Genomic DNA, 23,455 nt, shown 5'->3' with positions numbered 1-23,455 from the left:
CCCTCCTCAGCGTGGAGCGCCATCATTCCTCATAGATCATCCGCCGCGTCATCCCCCCATCGGTGAGGAACTCGGCCCCGGTGACGAAGCCGCTCTCCGGCCCGACCAGCCAGGCGACCAGCGCCGCCACATCCTCCGGCCGCCCGACCCGCCCCGCCGGATGCTGCGCGTGGTCCTCGGGCCGCAGCGCCTCGCCCTTGGTGTCGATCCAGCCCGGGCTCACGCAGTTCGCCCGCACCTCCGGCCCGAGGCTGACCGCGAGCGCGTGGGTCAGCGCGACGAGCCCGCCCTTCGAGGCGCTGTAGCTCTCCGTATCCGCCTCCGACTGGTGCGCCCGGGTGGAGGCGATGGTGACGATCGCCCCGCGCGCCCGGCGCAGCATTCCCTCCGCCGCGCGGGCCAGCAGGAAGGCGCTGGTAAGATTGGTCCCGAGCACCGCGTTCCACTCGCCGAGGCTGAGCGCCCCGAGCGGCTTCCGGATCATGAAGCCTGCATTGCAGACGAGCACGTCGAGCCGCCCTTCTGCCCCGGCGATCCCTTCCACGAGCCGCCCGACCGCCGCCTCATCCGCCACATCCGCCTCGACGAACCGCCCCGGCACCCCCTCCGCCGCAGCGCGATCCGCGACCACCACCCGCCAGCCATCCCGCCCGAGCCTCGCCGCCACCGCGCGCCCGATCCCCCGGGCCCCGCCCGTCACCAGCGCCACGCGCGTCCCGTCCATCGCCATCCTCCTGCCGCGCCCCCTATCCTCCTGCTCGAATCAGGAGGATCCACCCATGGCCGCACCGCTGCTCTTCACGCCGCTGACCATCCGCGGCGTGACGCTGAAGAACCGCATCGTGGTCGCGCCGATGCATCAATATGCCGCCAACCGGGGCTATGCGACCGACTGGCACCTGATGAATGCCGGTCGCTACGCCGCCGGCGGCGCCGGCCTCGTCATCATGGAGAGCACCAAGGTGGAGCGGCGCGGCTGCGGCACCCATGGCGACCTCGGCCTCTGGGAGGACGGCCAGATCCCCGGCCTCGCCCGCTGCACGGCCTTCATCGAGGCGCAGGATGCCGTGCCCGGCCTGCAGCTCGGCCATTCCGGCCGCAAGGCCCGGCGCTTCCGCCCCTGGGAGGGCGGCGGCCCGCTGCCGCCCGAAACCGCCGAGGACGACTGGGAACTCGTCGCCCCCTCCGCCCTCGCCAGCCCGGAGAGCGACCCGCTGCCCCGGGCGCTCACCCGCGCCGAGGTCCAGGCCCTGGTCCAGCGCTGGGCCGATGCCGCCCGCCGCGCCGATGCCGCCGGCTTCGAGGTGCTGGAGATCCATGGCGCGCATGGCTACCTGATCCACCAATTCCTCTCCCCCTTCAGCAACCTCCGCAACGACGAATACGGCGGCAGCGAGGGGGGCCGCATGCGCTTCTGCCTCGAGGTGGTGGAGGCGGTCCGCGCCGTCTGGCCGGCGGAGAAGCCGCTCTTTCTCCGCCTCTCGGTCGAGGACGATGCGGGCTGGGACCTGGCGCAATCCGCCCGCCTCGCCGTGCTGGCGAGGCCGCTCGGCGTCGATGTGGTGGACTGCTCCTCGGGCGGCATGCGCGGCGCCCCCGTGGTCGGCACCGGCCCGATCACCTATGGCTACCAGGTGCCCTATGCCGCGCATCTGCGGCGCGAGGCCGGCATCGCCACCATGGCCGTCGGTCTCATCGTCCATGCCGACCAGGCGGAGGGCATCCTCCAGCGCGGCGAGGCCGACCTGATCGCCCTCGCCCGGGAGCTGCTCTACAACCCGCACTGGCCGATGGATGCCGCGCAGAAGCTCGGCGCCGACCCCCGCTTCGCCCTGGTCCCGCCCGCCCAGTCCTACTGGCTGGAGAAGCGTGCCCGCCAGGTGAAGGACTTAGTGCCGAGCACCTGGCGGGAGGGTTTGGGGCGCGAAGGGCTCGGCTCATGACCGCCCTTGCCATTTCCTACGCAATTTGCGTATAAGAAAGCCGCCACGCATGTGGTCCGCCACTGACATCACCATCATCCTCGATGACAGCCTGACCGACGACCCGTTTGTCACCGCCGACATCCTTACCCCGCTGGGCCGGGTCCGGGTGATGGCCGAGGTCACCATCGAAGGCCGGGTGATGGTCGCGGCCGGGCTGCACGCGCATGGCGTCACCCTCGGCCGCGGCGGGCTCGGCGCCCACCGCATCCGCTGGCTGATGCAGGCGATCATGGAGGCCTTGGACTGCGATGCATGCATCATTGAAGGCGCGGCTCGGACCTCAGTTGCAGCTCCGGGCCGTCGACCGGACCGCCTCCGGTTCACCCGAGCGCCTGCTTCTCCGCCCCCGCCCGGGCGCCTCCACTGACACGGTCTCCGCCGCCCGCGCCCTGGTCCGCCGCCACCTGCCGCTGCGCGCCGCGCACCATGCGCTGACCCAGCTCCTGCAGGCCGGGGAGGTGGTCGTCGCCGTCCCGCAGGTGGAGAACCCGATCATCCTCCTGGCCGAGCTGCACGAGGCCGGAATCGAGGCCCGCCGCCACGCCCCGCCCGAGGCCATCGACATCCGCGCCATCCGCGCCCGGCTCGGCGCCTCGCAGGAGGAATTCGCCCTGCGCTTCGGCCTCGACCTGGCGACGCTCCGCAACTGGGAACAGGGCCGCAGCCGGCCGGACACCGCCAGCCGCACCCTGCTCCGCCTGATCGAGACTAATCCCGCGGCGGTCAGCGCCGCCCTCAGCGGCACCTGACCACATGGCCCGCCGCCCCCCCGACGACCCGACATCCGCACCCGCTGGCGACCTCTTCGGCGACAGCGCCCCGCCGCCGCCCCGCACGGAGGCGCCCACCGGCCCCCGCCCGCTCGCCGACCGCCTTCGCCCCGCGGAACTGGAGGAGGTGGTCGGCCAGGACCACCTGGTCGGCCCCGCCGGCGCGCTGACCGGCATGCTGGCCCGCGGCGCGCTGGCCTCGCTGATCCTCTGGGGCCCGCCCGGCGTCGGCAAGACGACCATCGCCCGGCTGCTCGCCGAGCGCGCCGGCCTCGTCTTCAGCCAGCTCTCGGCCGTCTTCTCCGGCGTCGCCGACCTCAAGCGCGCCTTCGACGAGGCGCGGCAGCGCAGGCGGGCCGGGCAGGGGACGCTGCTCTTCGTCGACGAGATCCACCGCTTCAACCGCGCCCAGCAGGACGGCTTCCTGCCCGTCGTCGAGGACGGCACGGTGACGCTGGTCGGCGCGACGACCGAGAACCCGAGCTTCGCCCTCAACGGCGCGCTGCTGTCCCGCTGCCAGGTCCTCGTCCTGAAGCGCCTAGACGACGCCGCGCTCGACCTCCTCCTCGCCCGCGCCGAGGCGGAGGCCGCCCGCGCCCTACCGCTCGACCCGGCGGCGCGCACCAGCCTCAAGGCGATGGCTGATGGCGACGGGCGCTACCTGCTGAACCTCGCCGAGCAGCTCCTCGCCCTGCCGCCCGGCCAGGCGCCGCTCGATGCCGCGGCGCTCGGCGAGCTGCTCGCCCGCCGCGCCGCGCTCTACGACAAGGACCGGGAGGAGCACTACAACCTCATCTCGGCGCTGCATAAGTCGCTGCGCGGCTCCGACCCCGATGCGGCGCTCTACTGGCTCGCCCGCATGATCCAGGGCGGCGAGGACCCGCGCTACATCGCCCGTCGCCTCACGCGCGTCGCCGCCGAGGATGTCGGCCTCGCCGATCCGCGCGCCCTGCCGCTGGCGATTGCCGCCTGGGAGACCTATGAGCGCCTCGGCTCGCCGGAGGGGGAGCTGGCGCTCGCCCAGCTCGTCCTCCACCTGAGCACCGCGCCCAAGTCGAACGCCGCCTATGTCGCCTGGGGCGAGGCGCAGCGCGCCGCGCGCGAGACCGGCAGCCTGGTGCCGCCGGCGCACATCCTCAACGCGCCGACGAAGCTGATGCGGAACCTCGGCTACGGCCAGGGCTATGCCTATGACCATGACGAGGCGGATGCCTTCTCCGGCCAGGACTACTTCCCCGAGGGGATGCCCCGCCGGCGCTTCTACCGCCCGACCGACCGCGGCGCCGAGGCCGCCATCGCCGAGCGGCTGGAGCGCTGGTCCGCGCTCCGCGCCGGGCGGAAGGACGGCTGAGCTAGCGCTGCGCCACCCGCTGGTCGCGGTCCGGCACCTGCACCGGCTGCACGACCACCGGCGCCGTGCCCTGCTCCCGCATGCCGAGGTCCTGCGCCGTCTTCGGGCTCAGGTCGATCACCCGGTTCGCCACATAGGGGCCGCGGTCCTCCACCTTCACCTCGGCCCTCCGGCCGTTCTCGAGATTGGTCACCCGCGCCGTGGTGCCGAGCGGCAGCGTCCGGTGCGCCGCGTTGTTGGAGTGGACATCGAAGCGCCTTCCATTCGCCATCCGCCGGCCGTTGAAGCGCTGGGCGTAATAGCTCGCCGTCCCCCGTTGCGGGCGAAGATGTGCCGGGGCATTGTGTTGCGGGGCTCGCGCCTGTTCGGCGGCCTGAGCGGAGAGGACATGATCCGGGGTGCCGACACCCAGGACCATGAGGGCCGCGGCTGCGGCCATCGCTGCTATCCGTTTCATGCCCTCCGTTACGCCCGACCGGCGGGAAAGTTCAACCCACCCGGCTCGCGCCCCAGGCTTCGCTGGGCTACGGAAAACGCATGACCATTGAAACCCGGATCGTGGCCGAGGCGGAGGCGGATACCCGCCTCGACCGCTGGTTCCGCCGCCACTTCCCCCAGCTCACCCAGGGCGCGCTGCAGAAGATGCTGCGCACCGGCCAGGTCCGCATCGACGGCCGCCGCGCCGAGGCCAATACCCGTCTCGCCCCCGGCCAGGAGGTGCGCATCCCGCCCCTGCCGGACGGTCCGCCGCCCGAGCGCGACCAGCAGCCCGTCTCCGAAGACGACGCGGCGATGCTGCAGCGCCTCGTCCTCCACATGGACTCCAGCCTCATCGTCCTCGACAAGCCGCATGGCCTGCCGGTGCAGGGCGGCCCGGGCATCACCCGGCACCTGGACGGCATGCTGGATGCGCTGCGCTTCGGCTTCGAGGAGCGCCCGCGCCTGGTCCACCGCCTAGACCGCGATACCTCCGGCCTGCTGCTGCTCGCCCGCACGCCCGCCGCCGCCGCCTTCCTCGCCAAGGAATTCCGCGGCCGCGGCGTCGAGAAGACCTACTGGGCCGTCGTCATCCCGCCGCCGGGGATCGAGGATGGCCGCATCGACATCCCGCTGGCCAAGCTCGGCGGCCCGCGGGGCGAGCGCATGCAGGCGGTGGAGGACCCGTCCGAGGGCGCCCGCGCCGTCACCGATTTCCGCACCCTCGACGCCGTCCGCAACCGCGCCGCCTGGCTGGAGCTGAAGCCGCTCACCGGCCGGACCCACCAGCTCCGCGTCCATTGCGCCGAGGGGCTCGGCGCCCCGATCCTCGGCGACGGCAAGTATGGCGGCGGCGCCGCCCATCTGGACGGGCTGCCGGGCGAGCTCCATCTCCATGCCCGCGCCCTCCGCCTCCCCCATCCCGAGGGCGGGATGCTGGAAGCTTTCGCCGCCCTGCCGCCCCATATGAAGGAGACCTTCGCCTTCTTCGGCTTCGAGACCCAGAAGACGCCGAAGCCGCGTCGCCTCGCCGCCACCCGGCGCTGACCCCCAGCCGGAACACCGCATGCCCATGACCCGCCGCCGCCGCTGGCTCCTCATCGCCCTGGCCGTGCTGGTGCTGCTGCCCGCCGCCGGCCTCGCGGCGCTGCTGCTGACCTTCGACCCGAACAGCCAGAAGCCCCGCATCCAGGCGGCGGTGGAGGCGGCGACGGGCCGCAGCCTCGCCCTCGGCGAGGTCGGCGTGAAGCTCTCCCTCGCCCCGACGCTGACGGTCGAGGACGTCGCCCTCGCCAACGCCCCCGGCGGCAGCCGCCGGCAGATGGCGACCATCCGCCGGGTCGAGGTGGAGCTCGCCCTGCTCCCCCTCCTTTCCCGCCGGGTGGAGGTGCGCCGCCTCGTCCTGCAATCCCCCGACATCCTGCTGGAGACGGATGCAGAAGGCCGCCCGAACTGGGCCTTCACCCCGCAAACCCGCCCAGATGCCCCCCCGGCGGCCCCCCCGGCCGCCCCCACGGGCGCCGCCCGCGAGGCCGGGCAGCGCCTCGGCATCGCCGTCGACCGGGTGGAGCTGATGGACGGCCAGGTCGCCTGGCGCGACGGCCGCACCGGCGCCACCCGCAGCCTCGCCATTCCCCGGCTCGAGATCCGCGCCGACATGGCCGGCGCCGTGCGGCTGAACGGGCAGCTCGCCCTCAACGGCATCCCCGTGGCCCTCTCCGGCGAGACCGGCCCGCTCGACCGCCTGACCGACCCGACGGCCATCACCCCCTGGCCCCTCCGCCTCGCGCTTGAGGCCGCCGGTGCCCGCCTCGCAGCCCAGGGCGCCATCGCCCAGCCCCGGCAGTTCCGCGGCTGGCAGATGGCGGTCGAGGCCCAGGTGCCGGAGCTGCAGACGCTTGCCCCGCTGCTGCCCGACGCCCCGCTGCCGCCGCTCCGCGACCTCGCCTTCACCGCGAACCTCGCCGAGAACGCGCTGAGCGACCTTCGCCTCACCCTCGGCGCCTCGGTGCTGGACACGGTGCTGCCCGGCCTCCGCCTGACGAGCCTCACCGCCACCCTGCCGCGGCAGGACCAGCCCCTCGCGCTCGAGGCCGAGGCGGCGCTGAACGGCGTCCCCCTCCGCCTCGCCGGCACGCTGGGCGCCCCGAGCCTGCTGCTCCCCGGCGCCACGCCACAGCCCTTCCCGGTCGACCTCCGCCTTGCCGCCGCCAGCGCCACCGGCACGGCGCAGGGCGCCATCGCCGATCTCCGCCGCCTCGCCGGCGTCGACCTCGCCCTCTCGCTCCGCGCCCCCGACCTCGCCCCGCTCGCGCCCCTGGCCGGCGCGCCGCTGCCGCCGGTCCGCGACCTCGCCCTCGACACCCACCTCGCCGAGCGGACCCCGGGCTTCGCCGGCGGCGCCTTCCTGCGCGGGCTGCGGATCGCCTCCTCGGCCGGCGATGCGGCGGGCGACCTCACCTATGTCATCGGCCAGCGCCAGGGCGTGGAAGGGGCGCTGACCTCCACCCGCCTCGATCTCGACGCGCTCCGTCCGCCCCCCGCCGCGCCCGCCGCCGGCACGCCCGCCGCGCCGCCCCCGCCGCCCGACCGCCGCGTCATTCCCGATGTGAAGCTGCCGCTCGAGGCGCTGCGCATCGTCGACGGCAACCTCCGCTGGCGGATCGGCAGCCTCCACGCCCACGGCGTCACCCTGCAGCAGGTCCAGGCGCATCTGCTGATCCAGGACGGCCGGGCCCGGCTCGACCCCTTCGCCGCGCAGATGCCGGGCGGCCCCGTCACGCTCCGCGCCGCCGCCGACCTCACCACCACCCCGCCCACCGTGCAGCTCGCCGCGCAATCGCCGGGCCTCGACCTCGCCCCGCTGCTGGCGGCCTTCGGCCAGGCCCCGCCGCCATCTCCCCCCTTGGCGACCGGCACGCTCGGCCTCGATGCCGACCTCCGCGGCCATGGCGCCGACCTGCGCGCCGTCGCCGGCAGCGCGCATGGCCATCTCGGCCTCTCCGTGGTGCGCGGCACCCTCGCCGGCAGCCTACTGGAGAAGCTCCCCGCCGATCTCCGCCGCCTGCTGCCCGGCGGCGCGGCCGGGCGCGACATCCCCCTCCGCTGCCTCGCCCTCCGCTTCCAGGCGGAGGACGGCATGGCCCAGTCGCGCGCCCTGCTGCTCGACACCGCGCTCGGCCGGCTGGGCGGGGAGGGGGGCGTCAACCTCAAGACCGAAGCGCTGGCCTTCCGCCTCCTTCCCGACATCCGCGTCGCCGGGATCGAGCTGCGGGCGCCGGTCAATGTCGCCGGCACCATGCGGGCGCCCCGCATCGGCGTCTCGCCGGAGGCTGCCATCGCCGGCGGGCTCGGCGCCTTCCTCTCGCTGCAGAACTCGGCGGATCGCGGGCTGCAGGCGCTGGCCGGCGCGCTCGGCGGCGGCGCTGGCCTGCCGGACTGCGAGGCGCAGCTCGCCATCGCCCGCGGCGGCCAGCCCGGCCCTGCCCCGGCCGCGGCGCCGCCGCCGCCTCCCATACAACCCTCCGCTCCCGCCCAGGCGTTGCCCGCCCCGGCGCAGGAGCTGCTGCGCGGCCTCTTCGGCCGAGGACGATGACATGAAGCGTTTCTGGGACAGCGCCGCCACCACCCCCCAGCCCGGCGGCTTCGGCGTGAGCCTCGACGGCAAGCCCGTCCGCCTCCCCGGCGGCGCCCCGCTGGTGGTGGGCCATGCCCCCCTCGCCGAGGCGATCGCCGAGGAGTGGTCGGCCGCCGGCGGCGGCGCCCGCGGCGGCGAGATGAGCATGCACGACATGCCGCTCACCCGCCTGGTCGGCACCGCGCAGGAGCGCATCGCCCCCGAGCCGGAGGCGATGGTGGAGGGCCTCGCCCGCTATGCCGAGAGCGACCTGCTCTGCTACCGCGCCGAGGACCCGCAGCTCGCCGCCCGCCAGGCCGCCGAGTGGCAGCCCCTGCTCGACTGGGCCGCGCTCCAGCACGACGCGCCGCTGCGCGTCACCGCCGGCATCATGCCGGTCCGGCAGGAGGCCTCCTCCGTCGCCGCGCTGCGCGCCGCCATCGCCGCCCGCAATGCGGTGGAGCTGGCCGCGCTCGGCGTGCTGGTCCCCGCCCTCGGCAGCCTGGTGCTCGGCCTCGCCGTGGTCGAGGGCCGGCTGGAGGCGGCGGAGGCGCATCGCCTCGCCATCCTCGACGAGACCTTCCAGGAGGAGTTCTGGGGCCTCGACCGCGAGGCGGCCGAGCGCCGCGCCCGCATCGCCGGCGAGATCGCCGTCGTCGCGCGCCTGCTTGCCCTGGCGAGGCCATCATGAACGCCCACCGCCTCCGCATCGAGGGCCGCGTCCAGGGCGTCGGCTACCGCGCCTGGATGGTCCGCGAGGCCCGGCGCCTCGGCCTCTCCGGCTGGGTCCGCAACCGCCCGGACGGCAGCGTGGAGGCCGTCGTCGCCGGCCCCGAGCCCGCCGTGCAGGCGCTGCTCACCGCCTGCCGCCGCGGCCCCGCCGCCGCCCGCGTCGACCGCATCGTGGAGGACTTCACCGGCCTGCCCGAGGGCGACGGCTTCCATCTGCGCTGAGCGGCCGCCGAGGCTCCCCGCCATGGCCCGGCGCGGCCGTCACCCGCGCAGCGCAGGGTCGGGTGCGCCCCGCCCGCCGCGCCGATGCTCCGGCCGCGCCAGCCCGGCATTCTCGCGCAGCGTCCGCCCCGCCCAGTCCCGCTTCACCAGTCCGCGCCGCTGCAGCTCCGGCACCACCTTGGCGATGAAATCCTCCATCCCCACCGGCAGCAGGCTGAAGGTCAGCATGAAGCCGTCCGCCGCCCCGCCGGTGAACCACGCCTCCATATGGTCCGCCACCTGCCGCGGCGTCCCGCGGATGGTCTTGTTGCCCCGCTCGTAGCGCAGGTAGAGCTGCCGTAAGGTGAGCCCCTCGCGGATCAGCCCCTGGATGTGCTCGAAATAGGCCTTGTGCAGGTTGGCGGATTTGGGGATGCGCTCGGGCGGGATCGGCTCGTCGAGCGGCAGGCCGGAGAGGTCGGCCTCGAGGTCCATCCCGAGCCGCAGGCGCCCGACCTCCGGGTGGATGAGCGCCTGCAGCGTCCCGTACATGTCCTCCGCCTCCTGCTCGCTGTCGGCGACGATGGCCGGCAGCCCGGCCAGCACCTTCAACGCCTCGGGCGGCCGCCCATGGCGCGCCATCCGCCCCTTGAGGTCGGCATAGAAGCGCTGCCCCGCCTCCAGCGTGCTGTCCGAGGCGAAGACCAGCTCCGCCGTCTCCGCCGCCAGCTCCCGCCCCGTATCCGAGGCGCCGGCCTGGATGATGACCGGATGCCCCTGCGGCACGCGCTCGATGTTGAGCGCGCCGTGGACGCGGAAATGCCGCCCCTCATGCGCCACCGGATGCTGCTTCGCAGGGTCGAAGAACAGCCCGCTCTCCCGGTCGCGCGGGAAGGCGCCGTCCTCCCAGGAGTCCCAAAGCTTTCTGACCACGTCGACGAACTCGCGCGCCCGGTCGTAGCGGTCGCCATGCGGCGGCAGCCGGTCGAGCCCGAAATTGCGGGCCGCGAAGTCGTTCGCCGAGGTGACGACGTTCCACGCCGCCCGCCCGCCGCTGATATGGTCGAGCGAGGCGAATTGCCGGGCGATGTTGTAGGGCTCGGAGAAGCTCGTGCTCGCCGTGCCGCCGAGGCCGATATGCTCCGTCGCCCCGGCCAGCGCCGAGAGCAGGGTCACCGGCTCGAACACGTTCATGAAGAGCGGGAAGCGTGCATAGGCCTCGAGGTTGCTGGTCCTGGCCGCCGGCGTGTCGGCGATGAAGAAAAGGTCGAACATCCCGCGCTCGGCCAGCTGCGCCAGGCGCCGGTAGTAGCCGATGTCGGTGGATGCCCCCGGATGCGCCGCGGGATGCAGCCAGGAGGCCGGGTGCGACCCGGTCGGGTGCACCAGCGTGGCCAGCACCATGGTCGGCATGTCGAACCCCCTTCCGCTTGACCCCTGGACCCTCGCCAGCCAGGCGATCCCGCGTCGCCTCGGCCTCGCCGCTCCTCGGCGGCCGGCCCGCCGGGATGCTTCCACAGCCTCCCCACCGGCGCCAGCATGCCATGTCCGGGACGGCCGCCCCGGCCTGGGCTTGCATCTTCGGCCACGGGCGGTCTCCCTGTCCTTCGGCACCATTCAGGACAGGACCGCCCATGCCCAGCCTCTTCCTCGCCCAGGCCCGCATCGTCGACGGCACCGCGCCCGAGCCGACCGACCCCCAGGGCGTGGTGATCGAGGACGGCCGCATCCGCGAGGTCTCGGCCTCGGCCCGCGCCCCGGCCGGCGCCGAGACCATCGACCTCGCCGGCCGTGTCCTGATGCCGGGGCTGATCGACGCGCATGTCCATGTCGTCGCCGTCGATGCCAGCCTCGCCCGCTGCGCCGCCATGCCGGACAGCCTGGTCATGGCCCGCTCCATCCGGCTGATGGGCGAGATGCTGCGGCGCGGCTTCACCACCGTCCGCGATGTCGGCGGCGCCGACCACGGCCAGGTCGTGGCGATCGAGGAGGGCACGGTGCAGGGGCCCCGCCTCGTCATCGCCGGCAAGGCGCTGAGCCAGACCGGCGGGCATTGCGACTTCCGTGGCCGCTACGACGCGCGGCCGACGGATTACGAGCGCCGCCTCGGCGCCCTCGGCCGGCTCTGCGACGGCATCCCCGCCATGCGCCAGGCGGCGCGGGAGGAGATCAAGGCCGGCGCCCGCTTCATCAAGATCATGGCGAATGGCGGCGTCGCCTCGCCGACCGACCCGATCCACTTCCTCGGCTTCTCCCGCGAGGAGATCCTCGCCGTCGTCGAGGAGGCGGAGAATGCCGGCACCTACGTCTCCGCCCATCTCTACACGGATGCGGCGATCCGCCGCGCCGTCGAATGCGGCGTCCGCTCGCTCGAGCACTGCAACCTGATCACGGCGGAGACGGCGCGCTTCGCCGCCTCCCGCGGCGCCATCGCCGTGCCGACCCTTGTCACCTACGACAAGCTGGCGGAGGAGGGCGCGGCGCTCGGCATCGGCGCCGAGTCGATCGGCAAGATCGACGACGTCCGCCTCTCGGGGATGGAGTCCATCTCGATCATGCACGGGGCCGGCCTGCCCATGGCCTATGGCACGGACCTGCTCGGCCCGATGCAGCGCCACCAGTCGGAGGAATTCGTCATCCGCGGCCGCGTCCTTCCGGCCCAGGCGGTCATCGCCTCCGCCACCCATGTCGCCGCGCAGCTGCTCCGCATGGAGGGCGAGATCGGCTGCGTCGCCCCCGGCGCCCAGGCCGACCTCGTTGCGGTCGAGGGCGACCCGCTCCGGGACCTCTCCCTTCTGGCCGGCCAGGGCCGCCACATGCCGCTGATCATGAAGGACGGCGTGGTGGTGAAGCACGCCTGACCAGCGGGGCTCTTGCGGCGCCGCGCAGCGGCGTCGCAGGGAGTATCAGACGTGCTGCCCGCCGTTGATGTGCATCTCCGCCCCGTTCACATAGGACGAGGCATCCGAGCAGAGGAAGTAGATCGCCTTCGCCACCTCCGCCGGCTTGCCGAGCCGCCGCATCGGGATCTGCTCCTCGACGATCTTCTCCGTCCCCGGCGAGAGGATCGAGGTGTCGATCTCCCCCGGCGAGATCGCGTTCACCCGGATGCCGAGCGGCCCGAAGTCGTGTGCCATCTCCCGCGTCAGCGACATCAGCGCCGCCTTCGAGGTCGCATAGGCCGCGCCGGCGAAGGGATGCACCTTGCTGCCGGCGATGGAGGTGACGTTGACCACCGCCCCCTTGGTCTTCTGCAACTCCTCCAGCAGCCCGCGGGCCAGCATGATCGAGGAGAAGAAATTCACCTGGAGCACCCATTTCCAGTCGTCGATCGCCGTGTTGATCGTCCCGAGTCTGGCCCCGCCCGGCCCTTTCGGTGAGATGCCGGCATTGTTGACCAGCGCATCCAGCCGCCCGCCATCCGGGATCAGCCGCTCGCGGATCTCCCCGATCGCCCGCACCGTGTCGTTGGCATCCGAGAGGTCGGCCTGGATGTGGTCCTCCGGCCCCATCTCCCAGGGGCATTCCTCGGGGAAGGGCTGGCGCGAGACGGTGACGACGCGCCACCCGGCGGCCGAGAACACCTTCACCGTCGCATGGCCGATCCCGCGCGAGGCGCCGGTCAGCAGCAGGACGCGACGCCCCTGGTTGGGCGTATGGCGGACCACGGGAATTGGCGTCGGCATTGGGCGTACTCTCTCTGCGGGTCCGGAGGCGCAGGCTACGCCGCCCGGCCCGCTTCGGCCAGCAGCGCTTGCCGCAGCGCGGCGAACTCCTCCACCGCCGCGACGAAGCGCCCGCACTCCGCCTCGCCGACCGGCAGGCTGAGCGCCGCCATCCCCCGCCGCGCCAAGTAGATCCCGGCCTCCAGCATGTCGAAGAAGAACAACTCGCGGAGCTTCTCCTCCGCCGCACCGGCCGGGTAGGGCCGGTCGACCGGCCCGGCGCGGAAATGCACGTTCAGCATGGAGCCGAGCCCGGTGAACTGCATCGGCACCCCGGCCCGCGCGCAGGCACCGTTCAGCGCCGCCCGCAGCGCCTCGCCCCGCGCGAAGAGCGCCTCCGCCGCCGCCCCGTCGAAGATCTCCCCCATGGCGACGCAACCGGCCGCCATCGACCAGACATTGTTGTTGAAGGTCCCGGCATGCGGCAGTGCCCCCGGCCGGTGCCCGTCGAACACCGCCATGATCTCGGCCCGCCCGCCGAAGGCGCCGAAGCTCATCCCGCCCGCAATGTACTTCCCGAGCGTTGTCATGTCCGGGATGACGCCGAGGCGCTCCTGCAACCCGCCCCGCGCGTGGCGGCTCGTCATCACCTCGTCGAAGATCAGCACCGCCCCCGTCCGCCGCGTCGCCTCGCGGAGCGCGCCGAGGAATTCCGGCGAGGCCGGGATGCAGCCGCCCGAGCCCAGCATTGGCTCCACCAGCACCGCGGCCAGCCCCTCGCCCTCGGCGAGGATGTCCCGCATCGCCGCCTCGGGATCGTTGTAGTCGCTGAAGGCGAGCGGCACCGGCAGGTTCACCGCATTCCGCTCGCTGGCGCCAAAGGCGGGGAAGGTGAGAACGCCGCCATGGTAGCCGCCCCGCATTACCAGCGTCTTCACCCGGCCGGTGAAGGCCCGCGCCGCGGCCAGCGCCATCAGGTTGGCCTCGGTCCCGCTATTGGTAAAGCGCACCATCTCGACCGAGGGGAAGCGCCCGGCCAGCAGCGCCGCCAGCCGACCCTCCGCCTCCCCGACCGAGGCGAGGTTGATGCCCCCATCCAGCGCCGCCTTCACCGCGGCGATGATCCGCCCCTCGGAATGCCCGAACAGCCCCGCCGAATACTCGCCCAGCAGGTCGAGATACTCGCGCCCGTCCGCATCCCAGAGCCGGCAGCCCTCGCCGCGGACCATGGCGGTGGGGAAGGGGGTGTAGAACAGCACCGTCCGCGTGTTGCCGCCCGGCATCACCGCCCGCGCCCGCGCATGGATCTCGGCGCTTCGCGGCCGTGCCGCGGCATAGGCCGCCTTCGCCTCGGCCAGCGCCGCGTCGAGGTCGCTGTTCCGCAGGGGGCTATGGTCGAGCGGGCTCATGGATGCATCCTCCCGGCAGGGCAGGGGAGGCTCGCCCGCCCCTGCCCGGGCGTCAATCGAGGAGCGGGACCATGAACCACCACGTCGCGGCCATCCTTCCCTGCACCGACCTCGATGCCGCCGAGGCCTTCTTCGCCCGCCTCGGCTTCGCCTGCGTCTCCCCGGGGCCCGGCGACTACCGCATCCTCGCCGACGGGCGCGGCGGCGCCCTCCACCTCAGCCGGGCCGCCCCGAGCTGGATGATGCCGGAGCGCAGCCCCTTCGGCCTCTACCTCTACCGCGAGGATGTCGATGCCGCCGCTTCCGCCTTCGCCGGGGAGGCGATCGGCGGCGGCCCGGCGGACAAGCCCTGGGGCATGTACGAATTCGCGCTGAACGGGCCGGACGGCACCCTCATCCGCATCGGCTGGCCGACGCGGCCGCGGTGAGGCCGGGGCCTACTCGGCCGCCTGCGGCATCTGCCGCGCCGCCATCCAGCCCTCGCCCCAGCGCAGCAGCGCCAGCAGCACCGGCTCCAGGCTGCGGCCCTCGGCAGAGAGGGCGTATTCCACCCGCGGCGGCACCTCGGGATAGACGGTCCGCACCACCAGCCCCGCCTCCTCCAGCTCCCGCAGTTGCTTCACCAGCATCCGCTGCGTGATGCCGCCCAGCCGCCGCCGCAGGGCGTTGAAGCGCAAGGTGCCGCCGAGCAGGTGGTAGAGGATCACCCCCTTCCACTTGCCGTCGATCAGGTCGAGCGCCGCCTCCATCGGGCAGCCGGGCGCGCAGTCGTAGCGCTTCCGCTTCATCGGGGTGGTATCCTGCGGTGTATTATGTGCTGAATTATGCCGTATCGCGCGGCCCGGCACCACGCCCCATCCTCCGGCCATCCGCCACCCCATGGAGGTTCCGCGATGTTCGCCATCGGCTACCGCACCCCGCTGCCCGTCACCGACCCCGACTGCCTGGTCGAGCTCGACCTGCCGAAGCCGGAGCCCGGCCCGCGCGACCTGCGCGTCGCCGTCCGCGCCGTCTCGGTGAACCCGGTCGACGTGAAGCGCCGCGGCGGCGCCGCCCCGCCCCCGGGCGAGGCCCGCATCCTCGGCTTCGACGCCGCCGGCATCGTCGAGGCGGTCGGCGCCGAGGTGACGCTCTTCCGCCCCGGCGACGAGGTCTTCTACGCCGGCGCCATCGACCGCCCCGGCAGCAATGCCGAGTACCAGCTGGTGGACGAGCGCATCGTCGGGCCCAAGCCGCGGAGCCTCGACTTCGCCGCCGCCGCCGCCCTGCCGCTCACCGCCATCACCGCCTGGGAGCTGCTCTTCGACCGGCTCGGCATCCCGCGCGAGGGCGGCGAGGGCGCCAGCCTGGTGGTCGTCAACGGCGCCGGCGGCGTCGGCTCGATCCTGACCCAGCTCGCCCGGCGCCTCACCCGCCTCACCGTCATCGCCACCGCCTCCCGCCCCGAGAGCACCGCCTGGTGCGAGGCGATGGGCGCCCACCACGTCATCGACCACCGCCGGCCGCTGGACGAGGGGCTGGCGGCGATCGGCCTGCCCATGGTCAGCCACGTCGCCAGCCTGACCGCGACCGACCGCCACCTGCCCGCCCTCGAGCGCGCCATCGCCCCCCAGGGCCGGATCGCCGTGATCGACGACCCCGCCACGCTCGACATCGTCCCCTTCAAGCGGAAGAGCGTCTCGCTGCACTGGGAGCTGATGTTCACCCGCTCCCTCTTCGGCACGCCGGACATGGCGGAGCAGCACCGGCTGCTGGCCGAGGTCTCCCGCCTGGTGGATGCCGGCACCCTGCGCGGCACCATGACCCATCACGGCGGCCGCATAGACGCCGCCAGCCTGCGCGCCCTGCACGCCCTGGTCGAAAGTGGCCGGAGCATCGGCAAGGCGGTGCTCGCCGGCTTCGGGTGAGGCCCCCGCGCCACGGTTGAACGGCGCCTCCGGCCGATCGATCGCGCGGCATGCGGAAGCCTTGGCGGGCTGCCGCGGCCGCGTGTATCCAGGCACCGTGCGCGCAACCATCATCCTGGCCTGCCTCGGCAGCCTGACCCTCGCCGCCCCAGCCCTCGCCAGCCGTCCGTCAGGCCCCCCCAGCGGGCGCGTGGCCCTTGCCCAGCTGGCGCCCAGCCCGGCGCTGTTCCGCCTGGCGGACCGCCTCCGCCGCCTGGACGAGGACGGGCTCGACCCCCGCGCCTATGCCATCCCCGCCGATGCGGAGGCCGGGCGCGACCCCGCTGCATGGCAGGCCGCCCTGCTCCGCGCCACCATCGCCGCCCTGACCGACCTGCTGCATGGCCGCGTCCAGGACATGCCGAACCGCCCCGACCTCCGCCGCGACACCGCTGCCCTCCCGCTCGGCCCCTGGCTGGCCGAGCTGCAAGCCTCGCCCGACCCCGCCGCGCTGATCGACCGCGCCGCCCTCCTGCCCCCCGAGGCCGCGGCGCTGAAGCGGGCGCTCGCCGCCGCCCGCGCCCGGGTCGCCGCCGGCGGCTTCCCCCCGGTGCCGCCCGCCAGCGGCGCCGACGCCCTGGAGCCCGGCGCCGTGGACCCGCTTCGCGTCCCCGCCCTCCGCGCCCGCCTCGTCCTGACCGACCCGGTCCTGGCCGCCGCCCCCGGCTCGGGCGACACCTATGACGAGGCGCTGGTCGCCGCCGCCCGCCGCTTCCAGGCCGCGGAGGGGCTGGAGGCCGATGGCCGCATCGGCCGCCTCAGCTTCGCCGCCCTCAACCGCCCGGCCGAGGCCACGGCCCGCCAGCTCCGCGTCGCCCTCGACATGCGCCGCGCCGCCGCGCCCGCCCCGGCCGAGCGGCATATCGAGGTCAACATCCCCTTCCAGCACTTCATCCTGTCGGAGGCCGGCCGCACCCTGCTCGAGATGGCGGTGATCGTCGGCAAGCCCGCCCGCGCCACGCCCATGCTCCAGGTCCGGCTGGCCGCGGTGCAGTTCAACCCGCAATGGGGCGTGCCCGAGCGCAACGCGCGGGAGGACCTGCTGCCCCGCTTCCGCCGCGACCCGCGCGCGATGATGGAGAAGGGCTTCCGCGTCTACAGCTACGTCGACGGCCAGCGGGTGGAGGTCGACCCGACCGCCATCAACTGGGCAGCGATCAATCCGCAACGTTTTCCCTATGTCATCCGGCAGGACGCCGGCGATATCAACGCCCTCGGCCGCATCAAATTCGTCATGCCGAATACCGAGGACATCTACATGCACGACACGCCCGAACGGCACCTCTTCCGCCGCCCCGACCGGGCCTTCTCCTCGGGCTGCATCCGCCTCGAGAAGCCGATGGAGCTGCTGGAGGCGGTGCTGCAGGGCACGCCCGGCTGGGACCGCGCCCGCGCCGACCGCGTGCTCGCCAGCCGCGTGACCACCGGCCTCACGCTGTCGCGCAGCATCCCCGTCCGCCTGCACTACACGACGGCGCGGGTGGAGGGCGGCGATGTCCGCCTCCGCCCCGACATCTACGGCCTCGACGAGGCCTATGCCCGCGCCCTCGATGCCGGGCGCACCAGGGTCGCCAGCACGAGCCTGCGGTGATGGACTGCCCCTGCTGCTCCCGCCGCGGCCTGCTCCGCGGCGCGCTCGGGCTCGGCCTCGCCTGCACCGGAATCGCCGTCTCCCCGGCCCAGGTGCTGGGCGGCGGCCCGCGCAACCTCGCCATCCAGCGCGTCCAGACCGGCGAGAGCTTCGAGGGCGCCTACTGGCGCGACGGCCGCTACGACCGCGAGGCGCTGCAGCAGCTCGACTGGCTCCTCCGCGACCCCTCCATGGAGGAGGCGACGCCGATGGACCCGCGCCTCTTCGACGTCCTCGCCGCCGTCGCCCGGCAGATGGAGGCGACCGAGGGCTACGAGGTCATCAGCGGCTACCGCGCGCCGGAGACGAATGCCGCCCGCGCCCGCGAATCCCGCCGCGTCTCCCGCGCCAGCCTGCACATGTCGGGTATGGCGGCCGATGTCCGTCTGGTCGGCCGCGAGAGCCTTGGCATGGCCCGCCTCGCGGCCGAGATGCAGCTCGGCGGCGTCGGCCTCTACCGCCGCGACGGCTTCGTCCATCTCGATTGCGGCCCGATCCGCCGCTGGTGAGGCTCAGGGGGCGCCCAGCACCCCCGCGCAGGCCTGCGGCATCTGCGGCGCCGGCCCGGGCGGCCGTGGTGCCGGCCGCCTTGCCTCGGGCGTGAGCCACCAGGCGAGGCTCGCATCGCACCCATCGCCCGGCGGCGGCGGTGCCTGCTCCCGGCATTCGGCCTGCCCGGCCGGGCAGCGCAGCCGGACATGCATGTGGCTGTCATGCCCCCGCCATGGCCTGACGCGGTGCAGCCAGGCCGCCCCCGCATCGGTCCGGCAGAGCTCCCGCTTGATCGCGTGGTTGACCAGCACCCGGTCCACCCCGGGCTGCTCCGCCGCCAGCCGGATCAGCGCCGCATGCCGCGGCCGCCAGAGGCGCGGGTCGACCCCGCTCTCGTCCGGCAGAACCAGCGAGGGCACGACGACATCCTCCCGCGCCGCGGCCGGCACCGCGGGCTTCGGCGAGAGTTCCAGCCAGATGTCGACATCCAGCCCCGACTGATGGCTCGCATGCCCATAGGGCAGGGGCCCGCCCCGCGGCTGCCCCATATCGCCGATCCAGAGCGCCGGGAAACCCTGGGCCGAGGCCTCCGCCGTGAAGCGCTCGACGAAGCGCACCAGCGCCGGATGCCCCCAATGCCGGTTGCGCGAGACCCGCACGGCCTGCCAGCCGGGCCCTTCGGCCGGCAGCGCCACGGCGCCGGCGATGCAGCCGAGGCTTGTCCCGCCGATGATCCTGGCGGGCCCCGGCGCCGGCGCCTTCACCGCCGCCCAAGGCCTCGGCTGGTCGATCCCTTGTGCCGCCGCCGGCATCAACCCCGCCAGCAGCAGCACCATGCCCCAACCCCAGCCCCGCATCGCCTGCTCCCCGGTCGATCCGGGCAGTATGCCGAAGCGGGCGGCGACGCGCAGCGCCGCCGCCGGGGATCAGAACCGCCGCTCGAAGACGGTGAGCGTGTCGCCCGGCTGCACGACGCTGTCGCGCTTCGCCTTGTATTCCATCGCCTTGCCATCCGGCCCGATGCGGGTGACAGAAACGTAATCCTGGATGGCGCGGTAGTTGAAGCCGCCGGCGACGGCGACCGCCGTCAGCACCGTCATGCCCGGCTGGTACGGGAACTGCCCGCCCTTCTCCACCATGCCGAGCACGAAGACCGGCCGGTAGGTCAGGACCTGCACCGCGGCCGACGGATCGCGGAACAGGTTCTTGTCGCGCATCTCCTTCTCGACGGCGCGCTCGATCTCGGTGGTGGTGAGGCCGGCCGCGCGCACCGTGCCGATCAGCGGCAGCGCGATCGTCCCCGCGTCGCCCACGCGGAAATCGCCGGTGAGGCGCGGATCGTTGAAGACGGTGACGCGCAGCTGGTCCTCCGGCCCGATGCGGTAGGCGGAGATCGTGGTCTCCGGCAGCGGCGGCAAATTGGAGCCCTGCGAGGCGCAGGCGGCAACGGCGCCTGCCAGCATCAGGGAGAACACGCGGCGGGATTGCATCGTCTGGCTTTCCTTTCGTGTACCAGGTCCATCATCGACCGGGTCAGGGATGCATGTGAAGATGGCCGTCATGCGGCAGCATCCGCATCACGCGACTAGTCTCTGCCAGACATCGCGCGAAGGGCACATTCGCGTTTCCTTGCGTTAATGGTTCATCACGCTGATGTTTGCGCGATGCGGCCTTGTTCGCTCGCCCGTTGATTGACCCCTCTCTCCGCCAACGCGTATTGCCCAAGCCTCCGCAGCCATTGCCGCGAAGGGAAGACACACCCCCTATGCTCGACAGACCGGTAGAATCGCGGCCTCCCTCGAATGAGCGGAAGCCGCAGCTCCGCACGCCGGCGCCCGTCGCCACGCCGATCGAGCCGGAAGGCCTGACCGTCACCGCACTGCTCGCAGCCTTGCGGCGCCGGCGCTTCGTGCTCGTCCTTTGCGCCCTGCTCTTCCCGATCGCCGCCTACATCGCCGCCAAGGAGCTGACGCCGCGCTACACGGCGACCTCCACGGTGATGTTCGAGCCGACCGACTACCAGGCCTCCGAGCTGCAGAGCATCCTGCGCGACGAGACGACGACGGATGCCGTGCTCGCCAGCCAGGTCGACGTCATCCGCAGCCTCTCCGTCGCCCGCCGCATCGTGCGCCAGTTCGACCTCACCGACCGTGAGGAGTTTGCCTGGTGGGTCAGCGAGGCGAAGCGTCCGGAAGAGCTGCTCTATCGCATCCAGGACGGCATCGCGCGCCGCATCGCGACCCTCTCGCCCGACCTCGCCGACCTGATCGCCCCCGAGGCGCCGGTGCCGAGGCCGAGTGCCGAGCGCGCCGAAATCTCCGCGGCCGAGAAGCTGCGCGACAAGATCCTCGTCACCGTCGTCCGCAACTCGCGTGTGCTGACGATCGCCGTCACAACCGAGGATGCGCAGCTCTCGACCGACATCGCCAACATGGCGTCCGATCTCTACATCTCCGACCAGCTCGAGTCGAAGTTCAACGCGGTGCGCCGCGCGAGCGAGTGGCTCGACGGCCGCGTCGCGCAGCTCCGCCGCGAGCTGCAGACGACCGAGAGCCGCATCGCCGACCTGCGCAGCCGCTCCGGCCTGACGCGCGGCGTGAGCGCCGGCCTCGGCACCGAGCAGGTCAGCAAGATCAACACCGACCTGATCGACGCCCGCAACCAGCTCGCCACCGCCGAGGCCCGGCTCGCCGCCGCCAGGCGCGGCGGCGGCGCCGACCTCACCGCGCTTGGCGCCTCCAACCTCACCGGCGCCCGCGCCGCCCGCGACGACGCGAGGCGCGAGGTGGAGCGGCTGCAGGCAACCCTCGGCGTCAACCACCCGGACGTGCGCGCCGCCCGCTCCCGCCTCGCCGAGGCCGAGCGCAATGTCGGCGGCGAGACCGGCCGCGTGGTCCAGGCGCTGGATGCGGAGGCGCGTGCCGCCCGCGCCCGCGTCTCCAGCCTCGAGGAGGCGCTGAAGACGCAGGAGAGCCTGCTGAACCAGAGCTCCGGCGCCGAGATCCAGGTCGCCGCCCTCGAGCGTGACGCCGACGCCTCCCGCAGCCTGCTGAAGGCGGTGCTCGAGCGCTCGCAGCAGACCGTCTCCCAGACGGCGATCGAGAAGCCGGATGCCCGCGTGCTGTCGCCCGCGACGGTGCCCGGCCGGCCGAGCTTCCCGAAGATCCCGCTCTTCGTCGCGGCGGCCACGATCCTCGGCATCCTCTTCGGCCTGCTGGTGATCTGGTTCCTCGAGCAGGCGGACAGCACCATCCGCTCCGGCGACGAGGTCCGCTCGGCCCTCGGCCTGCCCTGCCTGGCGCTGGTGCCGATGCTGAAGCGCGGCCTGCTCGGCCGCCACAAGGTCGAGGACTATGTCGTCCGCAAGCCGTTGAGCCCCTTCTCGGAGAGCATGCGCACGCTGCGCGCCGCCCTCTGGCTGGGCTCGGAGCCGCCGCGCGTCGTCGTCATCACCGCCGCCCGGCCGGGCGAGGGCAAGACCACCACCTCGGTGGCCCTGGCCCGCTCGGCGGCGATGAATGGCGAGCGCGTGCTGTTGATCGACTGCGACGTGCGCCAGCCCGCCCTCGGCCGGGTCTTCCGTTGCGAGGGCGCGCCGGGCGTGACCGACCTGCTGCTCGGCCAGGCCTTGCTGGAGCGGATCATTCGCCGCGACCATCTATCCTCGCTCGATTACATCCCCGCCGGCGCGGCCGAGATCCACTCCCTCGGCCTGTTCATGTCGGAGGCGATGGCGGGGCTGCTGGACCGGGTGCGGCGCGACTACGACCTCATCATCCTCGACGCGCCGCCGGCGCTGGCGATGGCCGATGCCCGCGTCGTCGCCCGCCTCGCCGATGCCACATTGCTCTGCGTAAGATGGCGCGATACACCGCGCTCGGTCGTGCGCAACTCCCTCGGCCTGCTCGAGGATGCGCATGCCCGGGTCATCGGCGCCGCGCTGACGCAGGTGGATGCCAAGGTGCATGGCCGCTCCGGCTATGCGGATGCCGAGGTGTACCACCCCCGTTACGGCGGCTATTTCCGGGAGTAGCCCCTCGATGGGTCGGTATCTGGTGACGGGTGGCGCCGGTTATGTCGGCAGCCACATTGTGAAGGCCCTGGTGGACCGCGGGGATGAGGTCGTCGTCATCGACGACCTCCGCCAGGGCCACCGGGCCGCGGTGCCGCCCTCGGTCGAACTCGTCTCCGTCGACCTGTCGGATCGCCGCCGCGTCGCGGAGGTCTTTGCCGGCTGGAAGTTCGACGCCGTCTTCCACTTCGCCGCCCTCTCCCTGGTCGGCGAGTCGATGCGCGACCCGCTGCGCTACTGCATCGACAACCTCTCCAACAGCCTGATCGTCGCCGATGCGGCGGTGAAGGCCGGCTGCCTCCGCTTCGTCCTGTCCTCGACGGCGGCCCTCTTCGGCTTCCCCAAACGGATCCCGATCGACGAGGAGGCCGAGGTCGCCCCCGTCTCCGCCTATGGCGAGAGCAAGCTGATGGTCGAGCGCGGCCTCGACTGGGCCGACAAGGTGCATGGCCTCCGCTCCGCCGCGCTGCGCTACTTCAACGCTGCCGGCGCCGACCCTTCCGGCGCCATCGGCGAGGATCATGAGCCGGAGACCCATCTCATCCCGCTCGCCATCGGCGCCGCCATGGGCACCCGCCCGCCGCTGACGGTGTTCGGCACCGACTACCCGACGCCGGACGGCACCTGCATCCGCGACTACGTCCATGTGACGGACCTGGCCGACGCCCATCTCCGCGTCCTCGACCGGCTCGAGCGCGGCAGCTGCCGCTTCAATGTCGGCAACGGCACCGGTTATTCAGTGAAGCAGGTGATGGAGTCCGTGGAGCGCATCAGCGGCAAGCCGGTGCCCCACAGCCTCGGCCCGCGCCGGCCTGGCGACCCGGCGGTGCTGGTCGCCTCCTCCGCCCGGCTGCGCGAGGAGACCGGCTGGAACCCTCATTTCGGCGCGCTGGACGACATCGTCCGCACCGCCTGGGCCTGGCACTCGGCTCACCCCAAGGGCTTCGGCGACCGCGGCTGAGGCTGGACTTCCGGGATCCGGGCGGTATAGGATTATTCGCCCAATCCCGGCCGCGTCTGCCTTCCGGACGCTCCTCCCTCAAACCCTCATAACTTAAAGCGCAGTTCGACTTGGGTGTGGGGTGGCCACGGCAGACTGCACGCCGAGC

23 protein-coding genes are annotated in these 23,455 nt (G+C 73.2%); 15 read left to right on the top strand and 8 right to left on the bottom strand.

What is annotated here, in order from left to right:
• Window positions 1–22 precede the first annotated feature (22 nt).
• Window positions 23–724 carry an SDR family oxidoreductase gene (locus AC5JJ1_RS02495; protein WP_495783537.1) on the bottom strand — a complete coding sequence of 234 codons (702 nt, stop codon included), beginning with the start codon at window positions 722–724 and terminating at the stop codon, window positions 23–25.
• Between the two features lie 55 nt (window positions 725–779).
• Here AC5JJ1_RS02495 and AC5JJ1_RS02490 point away from each other — a divergent pair, with 55 nt between their 5' ends.
• The 4 genes from AC5JJ1_RS02490 to AC5JJ1_RS02475 are packed head-to-tail and all read left to right on the top strand — an operon-like array spanning window position 780 to window position 4,106.
• A complete protein-coding gene (locus tag AC5JJ1_RS02490) occupies window positions 780–1,943 on the top strand; it encodes an NADH:flavin oxidoreductase/NADH oxidase (protein WP_495783536.1) in 1,164 nt (387 codons plus the stop codon).
• A gap of 49 nt (window positions 1,944–1,992) precedes the next feature.
• Entirely contained in the window at window positions 1,993–2,352 is a 360-nt protein-coding gene (locus tag AC5JJ1_RS02485) for a hypothetical protein (protein ID WP_495783535.1), read from the top strand.
• A complete protein-coding gene (locus tag AC5JJ1_RS02480) occupies window positions 2,270–2,734 on the top strand; it encodes a helix-turn-helix domain-containing protein (protein WP_495783534.1) in 465 nt (154 codons plus the stop codon). The genes AC5JJ1_RS02485 and AC5JJ1_RS02480 overlap by 83 nt, the downstream gene beginning before the upstream one ends.
• Before the next feature lie 4 nt (window positions 2,735–2,738).
• Complete coding sequence (locus AC5JJ1_RS02475) at window positions 2,739–4,106, top strand: replication-associated recombination protein A (RefSeq protein ID WP_495783533.1); 1,368 nt, start codon at window positions 2,739–2,741, stop codon at window positions 4,104–4,106.
• Window position 4,107: 1 nt separating this feature from the next.
• On the opposite strand, the gene AC5JJ1_RS02470 is transcribed toward AC5JJ1_RS02475, so the two are convergent.
• On the bottom strand, window positions 4,108–4,545 hold the full coding sequence (locus AC5JJ1_RS02470; protein WP_495783532.1) for a septal ring lytic transglycosylase RlpA family protein: 438 nt from the start codon (window positions 4,543–4,545) through the stop codon (window positions 4,108–4,110).
• 98 nt (window positions 4,546–4,643) lie between these two features.
• Between AC5JJ1_RS02470 and AC5JJ1_RS02465 the strand changes: the two genes are divergently transcribed.
• Genes AC5JJ1_RS02465 through AC5JJ1_RS02450 form a run of 4 tightly spaced genes read left to right on the top strand, consistent with a single transcriptional unit; the run spans window position 4,644 to window position 9,153 of the window.
• Window positions 4,644–5,630 (top strand): RluA family pseudouridine synthase, encoded by a 987-nt coding sequence (locus tag AC5JJ1_RS02465; protein WP_495783531.1) that lies wholly within the window; start codon window positions 4,644–4,646, stop codon window positions 5,628–5,630.
• A gap of 19 nt (window positions 5,631–5,649) precedes the next feature.
• Window positions 5,650–8,178 carry an AsmA family protein gene (locus AC5JJ1_RS02460; protein ID WP_495783530.1) on the top strand — a complete coding sequence of 843 codons (2,529 nt, stop codon included), beginning with the start codon at window positions 5,650–5,652 and terminating at the stop codon, window positions 8,176–8,178.
• Window position 8,179: 1 nt separating this feature from the next.
• Window positions 8,180–8,890, top strand: a complete 711-nt coding sequence (locus AC5JJ1_RS02455) for an ATP12 family chaperone protein (protein WP_495783529.1) — start codon at window positions 8,180–8,182, stop codon at window positions 8,888–8,890.
• The gene (locus tag AC5JJ1_RS02450) at window positions 8,887–9,153 is read left to right on the top strand and encodes an acylphosphatase (RefSeq protein WP_495783528.1); all 267 of its coding nucleotides are present in this window, start codon (window positions 8,887–8,889) and stop codon (window positions 9,151–9,153) included. The genes AC5JJ1_RS02455 and AC5JJ1_RS02450 overlap by 4 nt, the downstream gene beginning before the upstream one ends.
• 39 nt (window positions 9,154–9,192) lie before the next feature.
• On the opposite strand, the gene AC5JJ1_RS02445 is transcribed toward AC5JJ1_RS02450, so the two are convergent.
• The gene (locus AC5JJ1_RS02445) at window positions 9,193–10,545 is read right to left on the bottom strand and encodes an LLM class flavin-dependent oxidoreductase (protein WP_495783527.1); all 1,353 of its coding nucleotides are present in this window, start codon (window positions 10,543–10,545) and stop codon (window positions 9,193–9,195) included.
• A 221-nt stretch (window positions 10,546–10,766) separates the two neighbouring features.
• Between AC5JJ1_RS02445 and AC5JJ1_RS02440 the strand changes: the two genes are divergently transcribed.
• The gene (locus AC5JJ1_RS02440; protein ID WP_495783526.1) at window positions 10,767–11,993 is read left to right on the top strand and encodes a metal-dependent hydrolase family protein; all 1,227 of its coding nucleotides are present in this window, start codon (window positions 10,767–10,769) and stop codon (window positions 11,991–11,993) included.
• Window positions 11,994–12,038: 45 nt separating this feature from the next.
• Here the strand turns inward: AC5JJ1_RS02440 and AC5JJ1_RS02435 are convergent, their stop codons facing one another.
• Entirely contained in the window at window positions 12,039–12,818 is a 780-nt protein-coding gene (locus AC5JJ1_RS02435) for an SDR family NAD(P)-dependent oxidoreductase (RefSeq protein WP_495783525.1), read from the bottom strand.
• A 35-nt stretch (window positions 12,819–12,853) separates the two neighbouring features.
• Entirely contained in the window at window positions 12,854–14,206 is a 1,353-nt protein-coding gene (locus AC5JJ1_RS02430; protein WP_495783524.1) for an aspartate aminotransferase family protein, read from the bottom strand.
• Window positions 14,207–14,277: 71 nt separating this feature from the next.
• Between AC5JJ1_RS02430 and AC5JJ1_RS02425 the strand changes: the two genes are divergently transcribed.
• Complete coding sequence (locus AC5JJ1_RS02425) at window positions 14,278–14,634, top strand: VOC family protein (protein ID WP_495783523.1); 357 nt, start codon at window positions 14,278–14,280, stop codon at window positions 14,632–14,634.
• Window positions 14,635–14,643: 9 nt separating this feature from the next.
• On the opposite strand, the gene AC5JJ1_RS02420 is transcribed toward AC5JJ1_RS02425, so the two are convergent.
• Window positions 14,644–14,994 (bottom strand): winged helix-turn-helix transcriptional regulator, encoded by a 351-nt coding sequence (locus AC5JJ1_RS02420; RefSeq protein ID WP_495783522.1) that lies wholly within the window; start codon window positions 14,992–14,994, stop codon window positions 14,644–14,646.
• Between the two features lie 105 nt (window positions 14,995–15,099).
• Between AC5JJ1_RS02420 and AC5JJ1_RS02415 the strand changes: the two genes are divergently transcribed.
• The 3 genes from AC5JJ1_RS02415 (at window position 15,100) to AC5JJ1_RS02405 (ending at window position 18,291) form a co-directional block, all read left to right on the top strand.
• Window positions 15,100–16,113, top strand: a complete 1,014-nt coding sequence (locus AC5JJ1_RS02415; RefSeq protein WP_495783521.1) for a zinc-binding alcohol dehydrogenase family protein — start codon at window positions 15,100–15,102, stop codon at window positions 16,111–16,113.
• A 97-nt stretch (window positions 16,114–16,210) separates the two neighbouring features.
• Window positions 16,211–17,743 carry a L,D-transpeptidase family protein gene (locus AC5JJ1_RS02410; protein ID WP_495783520.1) on the top strand — a complete coding sequence of 511 codons (1,533 nt, stop codon included), beginning with the start codon at window positions 16,211–16,213 and terminating at the stop codon, window positions 17,741–17,743.
• Entirely contained in the window at window positions 17,743–18,291 is a 549-nt protein-coding gene (locus AC5JJ1_RS02405; protein ID WP_495783519.1) for a peptidoglycan L,D-endopeptidase MepK, read from the top strand. Before AC5JJ1_RS02410 ends, AC5JJ1_RS02405 begins: the two co-directional genes overlap by 1 nt.
• Window positions 18,292–18,294: 3 nt before the next feature.
• Here AC5JJ1_RS02405 and mepA read toward each other — a convergent pair whose 3' ends face one another.
• On the bottom strand, window positions 18,295–19,131 hold the full coding sequence (mepA, locus tag AC5JJ1_RS02400; protein WP_495783518.1) for a penicillin-insensitive murein endopeptidase: 837 nt from the start codon (window positions 19,129–19,131) through the stop codon (window positions 18,295–18,297).
• 69 nt (window positions 19,132–19,200) lie between these two features.
• Window positions 19,201–19,764, bottom strand: coding sequence for a polysaccharide biosynthesis/export family protein (locus AC5JJ1_RS02395; protein ID WP_495783517.1), 564 nt, complete (start codon window positions 19,762–19,764; stop codon window positions 19,201–19,203).
• A 275-nt stretch (window positions 19,765–20,039) separates the two neighbouring features.
• Here AC5JJ1_RS02395 and AC5JJ1_RS02390 point away from each other — a divergent pair, with 275 nt between their 5' ends.
• Together AC5JJ1_RS02390 and galE are read left to right on the top strand one after the other, a co-directional pair.
• Complete coding sequence (locus tag AC5JJ1_RS02390) at window positions 20,040–22,307, top strand: GumC family protein (protein ID WP_495783516.1); 2,268 nt, start codon at window positions 20,040–20,042, stop codon at window positions 22,305–22,307.
• Window positions 22,308–22,314: 7 nt separating this feature from the next.
• A complete protein-coding gene (gene galE, locus AC5JJ1_RS02385; protein ID WP_495783515.1) occupies window positions 22,315–23,307 on the top strand; it encodes a UDP-glucose 4-epimerase GalE in 993 nt (330 codons plus the stop codon).
• Window positions 23,308–23,455 lie beyond the last annotated feature (148 nt).

Source organism: Belnapia sp. (assembly GCF_059504005.1).
This window is presented reverse-complemented; position numbering and strand designations above follow the sequence as displayed.

Bases quoted from the DNA above. Each gene is read 5' to 3' on its own strand.
- AC5JJ1_RS02455 (WP_495783529.1), top strand. From the start codon at position 8,180: ATGAAGCGTTTCTGGGACAGCGCCGCCACCACCCCCCAGCCCGGCGGC.
- mepA (WP_495783518.1), bottom strand. From the start codon at position 19,131: ATGCGGGGCTGGGGTTGGGGCATGGTGCTGCTGCTGGCGGGGTTGATG.
- AC5JJ1_RS02460 (WP_495783530.1), top strand. From the start codon at position 5,650: ATGCCCATGACCCGCCGCCGCCGCTGGCTCCTCATCGCCCTGGCCGTG.
- AC5JJ1_RS02495 (WP_495783537.1), bottom strand. From the start codon at position 724: ATGGACGGGACGCGCGTGGCGCTGGTGACGGGCGGGGCCCGGGGGATC.
- AC5JJ1_RS02435 (WP_495783525.1), bottom strand. From the start codon at position 12,818: ATGCCGACGCCAATTCCCGTGGTCCGCCATACGCCCAACCAGGGGCGT.
- AC5JJ1_RS02475 (WP_495783533.1), top strand. From the start codon at position 2,739: ATGGCCCGCCGCCCCCCCGACGACCCGACATCCGCACCCGCTGGCGAC.
- AC5JJ1_RS02445 (WP_495783527.1), bottom strand. From the start codon at position 10,545: ATGCCGACCATGGTGCTGGCCACGCTGGTGCACCCGACCGGGTCGCAC.
- AC5JJ1_RS02395 (WP_495783517.1), bottom strand. From the start codon at position 19,764: ATGCAATCCCGCCGCGTGTTCTCCCTGATGCTGGCAGGCGCCGTTGCC.
- AC5JJ1_RS02390 (WP_495783516.1), top strand. From the start codon at position 20,040: ATGCTCGACAGACCGGTAGAATCGCGGCCTCCCTCGAATGAGCGGAAG.
- AC5JJ1_RS02470 (WP_495783532.1), bottom strand. From the start codon at position 4,545: ATGGCCGCAGCCGCGGCCCTCATGGTCCTGGGTGTCGGCACCCCGGAT.
- AC5JJ1_RS02415 (WP_495783521.1), top strand. From the start codon at position 15,100: ATGTTCGCCATCGGCTACCGCACCCCGCTGCCCGTCACCGACCCCGAC.
- AC5JJ1_RS02425 (WP_495783523.1), top strand. From the start codon at position 14,278: ATGAACCACCACGTCGCGGCCATCCTTCCCTGCACCGACCTCGATGCC.
- AC5JJ1_RS02465 (WP_495783531.1), top strand. From the start codon at position 4,644: ATGACCATTGAAACCCGGATCGTGGCCGAGGCGGAGGCGGATACCCGC.
- AC5JJ1_RS02440 (WP_495783526.1), top strand. From the start codon at position 10,767: ATGCCCAGCCTCTTCCTCGCCCAGGCCCGCATCGTCGACGGCACCGCG.
- AC5JJ1_RS02420 (WP_495783522.1), bottom strand. From the start codon at position 14,994: ATGAAGCGGAAGCGCTACGACTGCGCGCCCGGCTGCCCGATGGAGGCG.
- AC5JJ1_RS02430 (WP_495783524.1), bottom strand. From the start codon at position 14,206: ATGAGCCCGCTCGACCATAGCCCCCTGCGGAACAGCGACCTCGACGCG.
- AC5JJ1_RS02405 (WP_495783519.1), top strand. From the start codon at position 17,743: ATGGACTGCCCCTGCTGCTCCCGCCGCGGCCTGCTCCGCGGCGCGCTC.
- galE (WP_495783515.1), top strand. From the start codon at position 22,315: ATGGGTCGGTATCTGGTGACGGGTGGCGCCGGTTATGTCGGCAGCCAC.
- AC5JJ1_RS02485 (WP_495783535.1), top strand. From the start codon at position 1,993: ATGTGGTCCGCCACTGACATCACCATCATCCTCGATGACAGCCTGACC.
- AC5JJ1_RS02450 (WP_495783528.1), top strand. From the start codon at position 8,887: ATGAACGCCCACCGCCTCCGCATCGAGGGCCGCGTCCAGGGCGTCGGC.
- AC5JJ1_RS02490 (WP_495783536.1), top strand. From the start codon at position 780: ATGGCCGCACCGCTGCTCTTCACGCCGCTGACCATCCGCGGCGTGACG.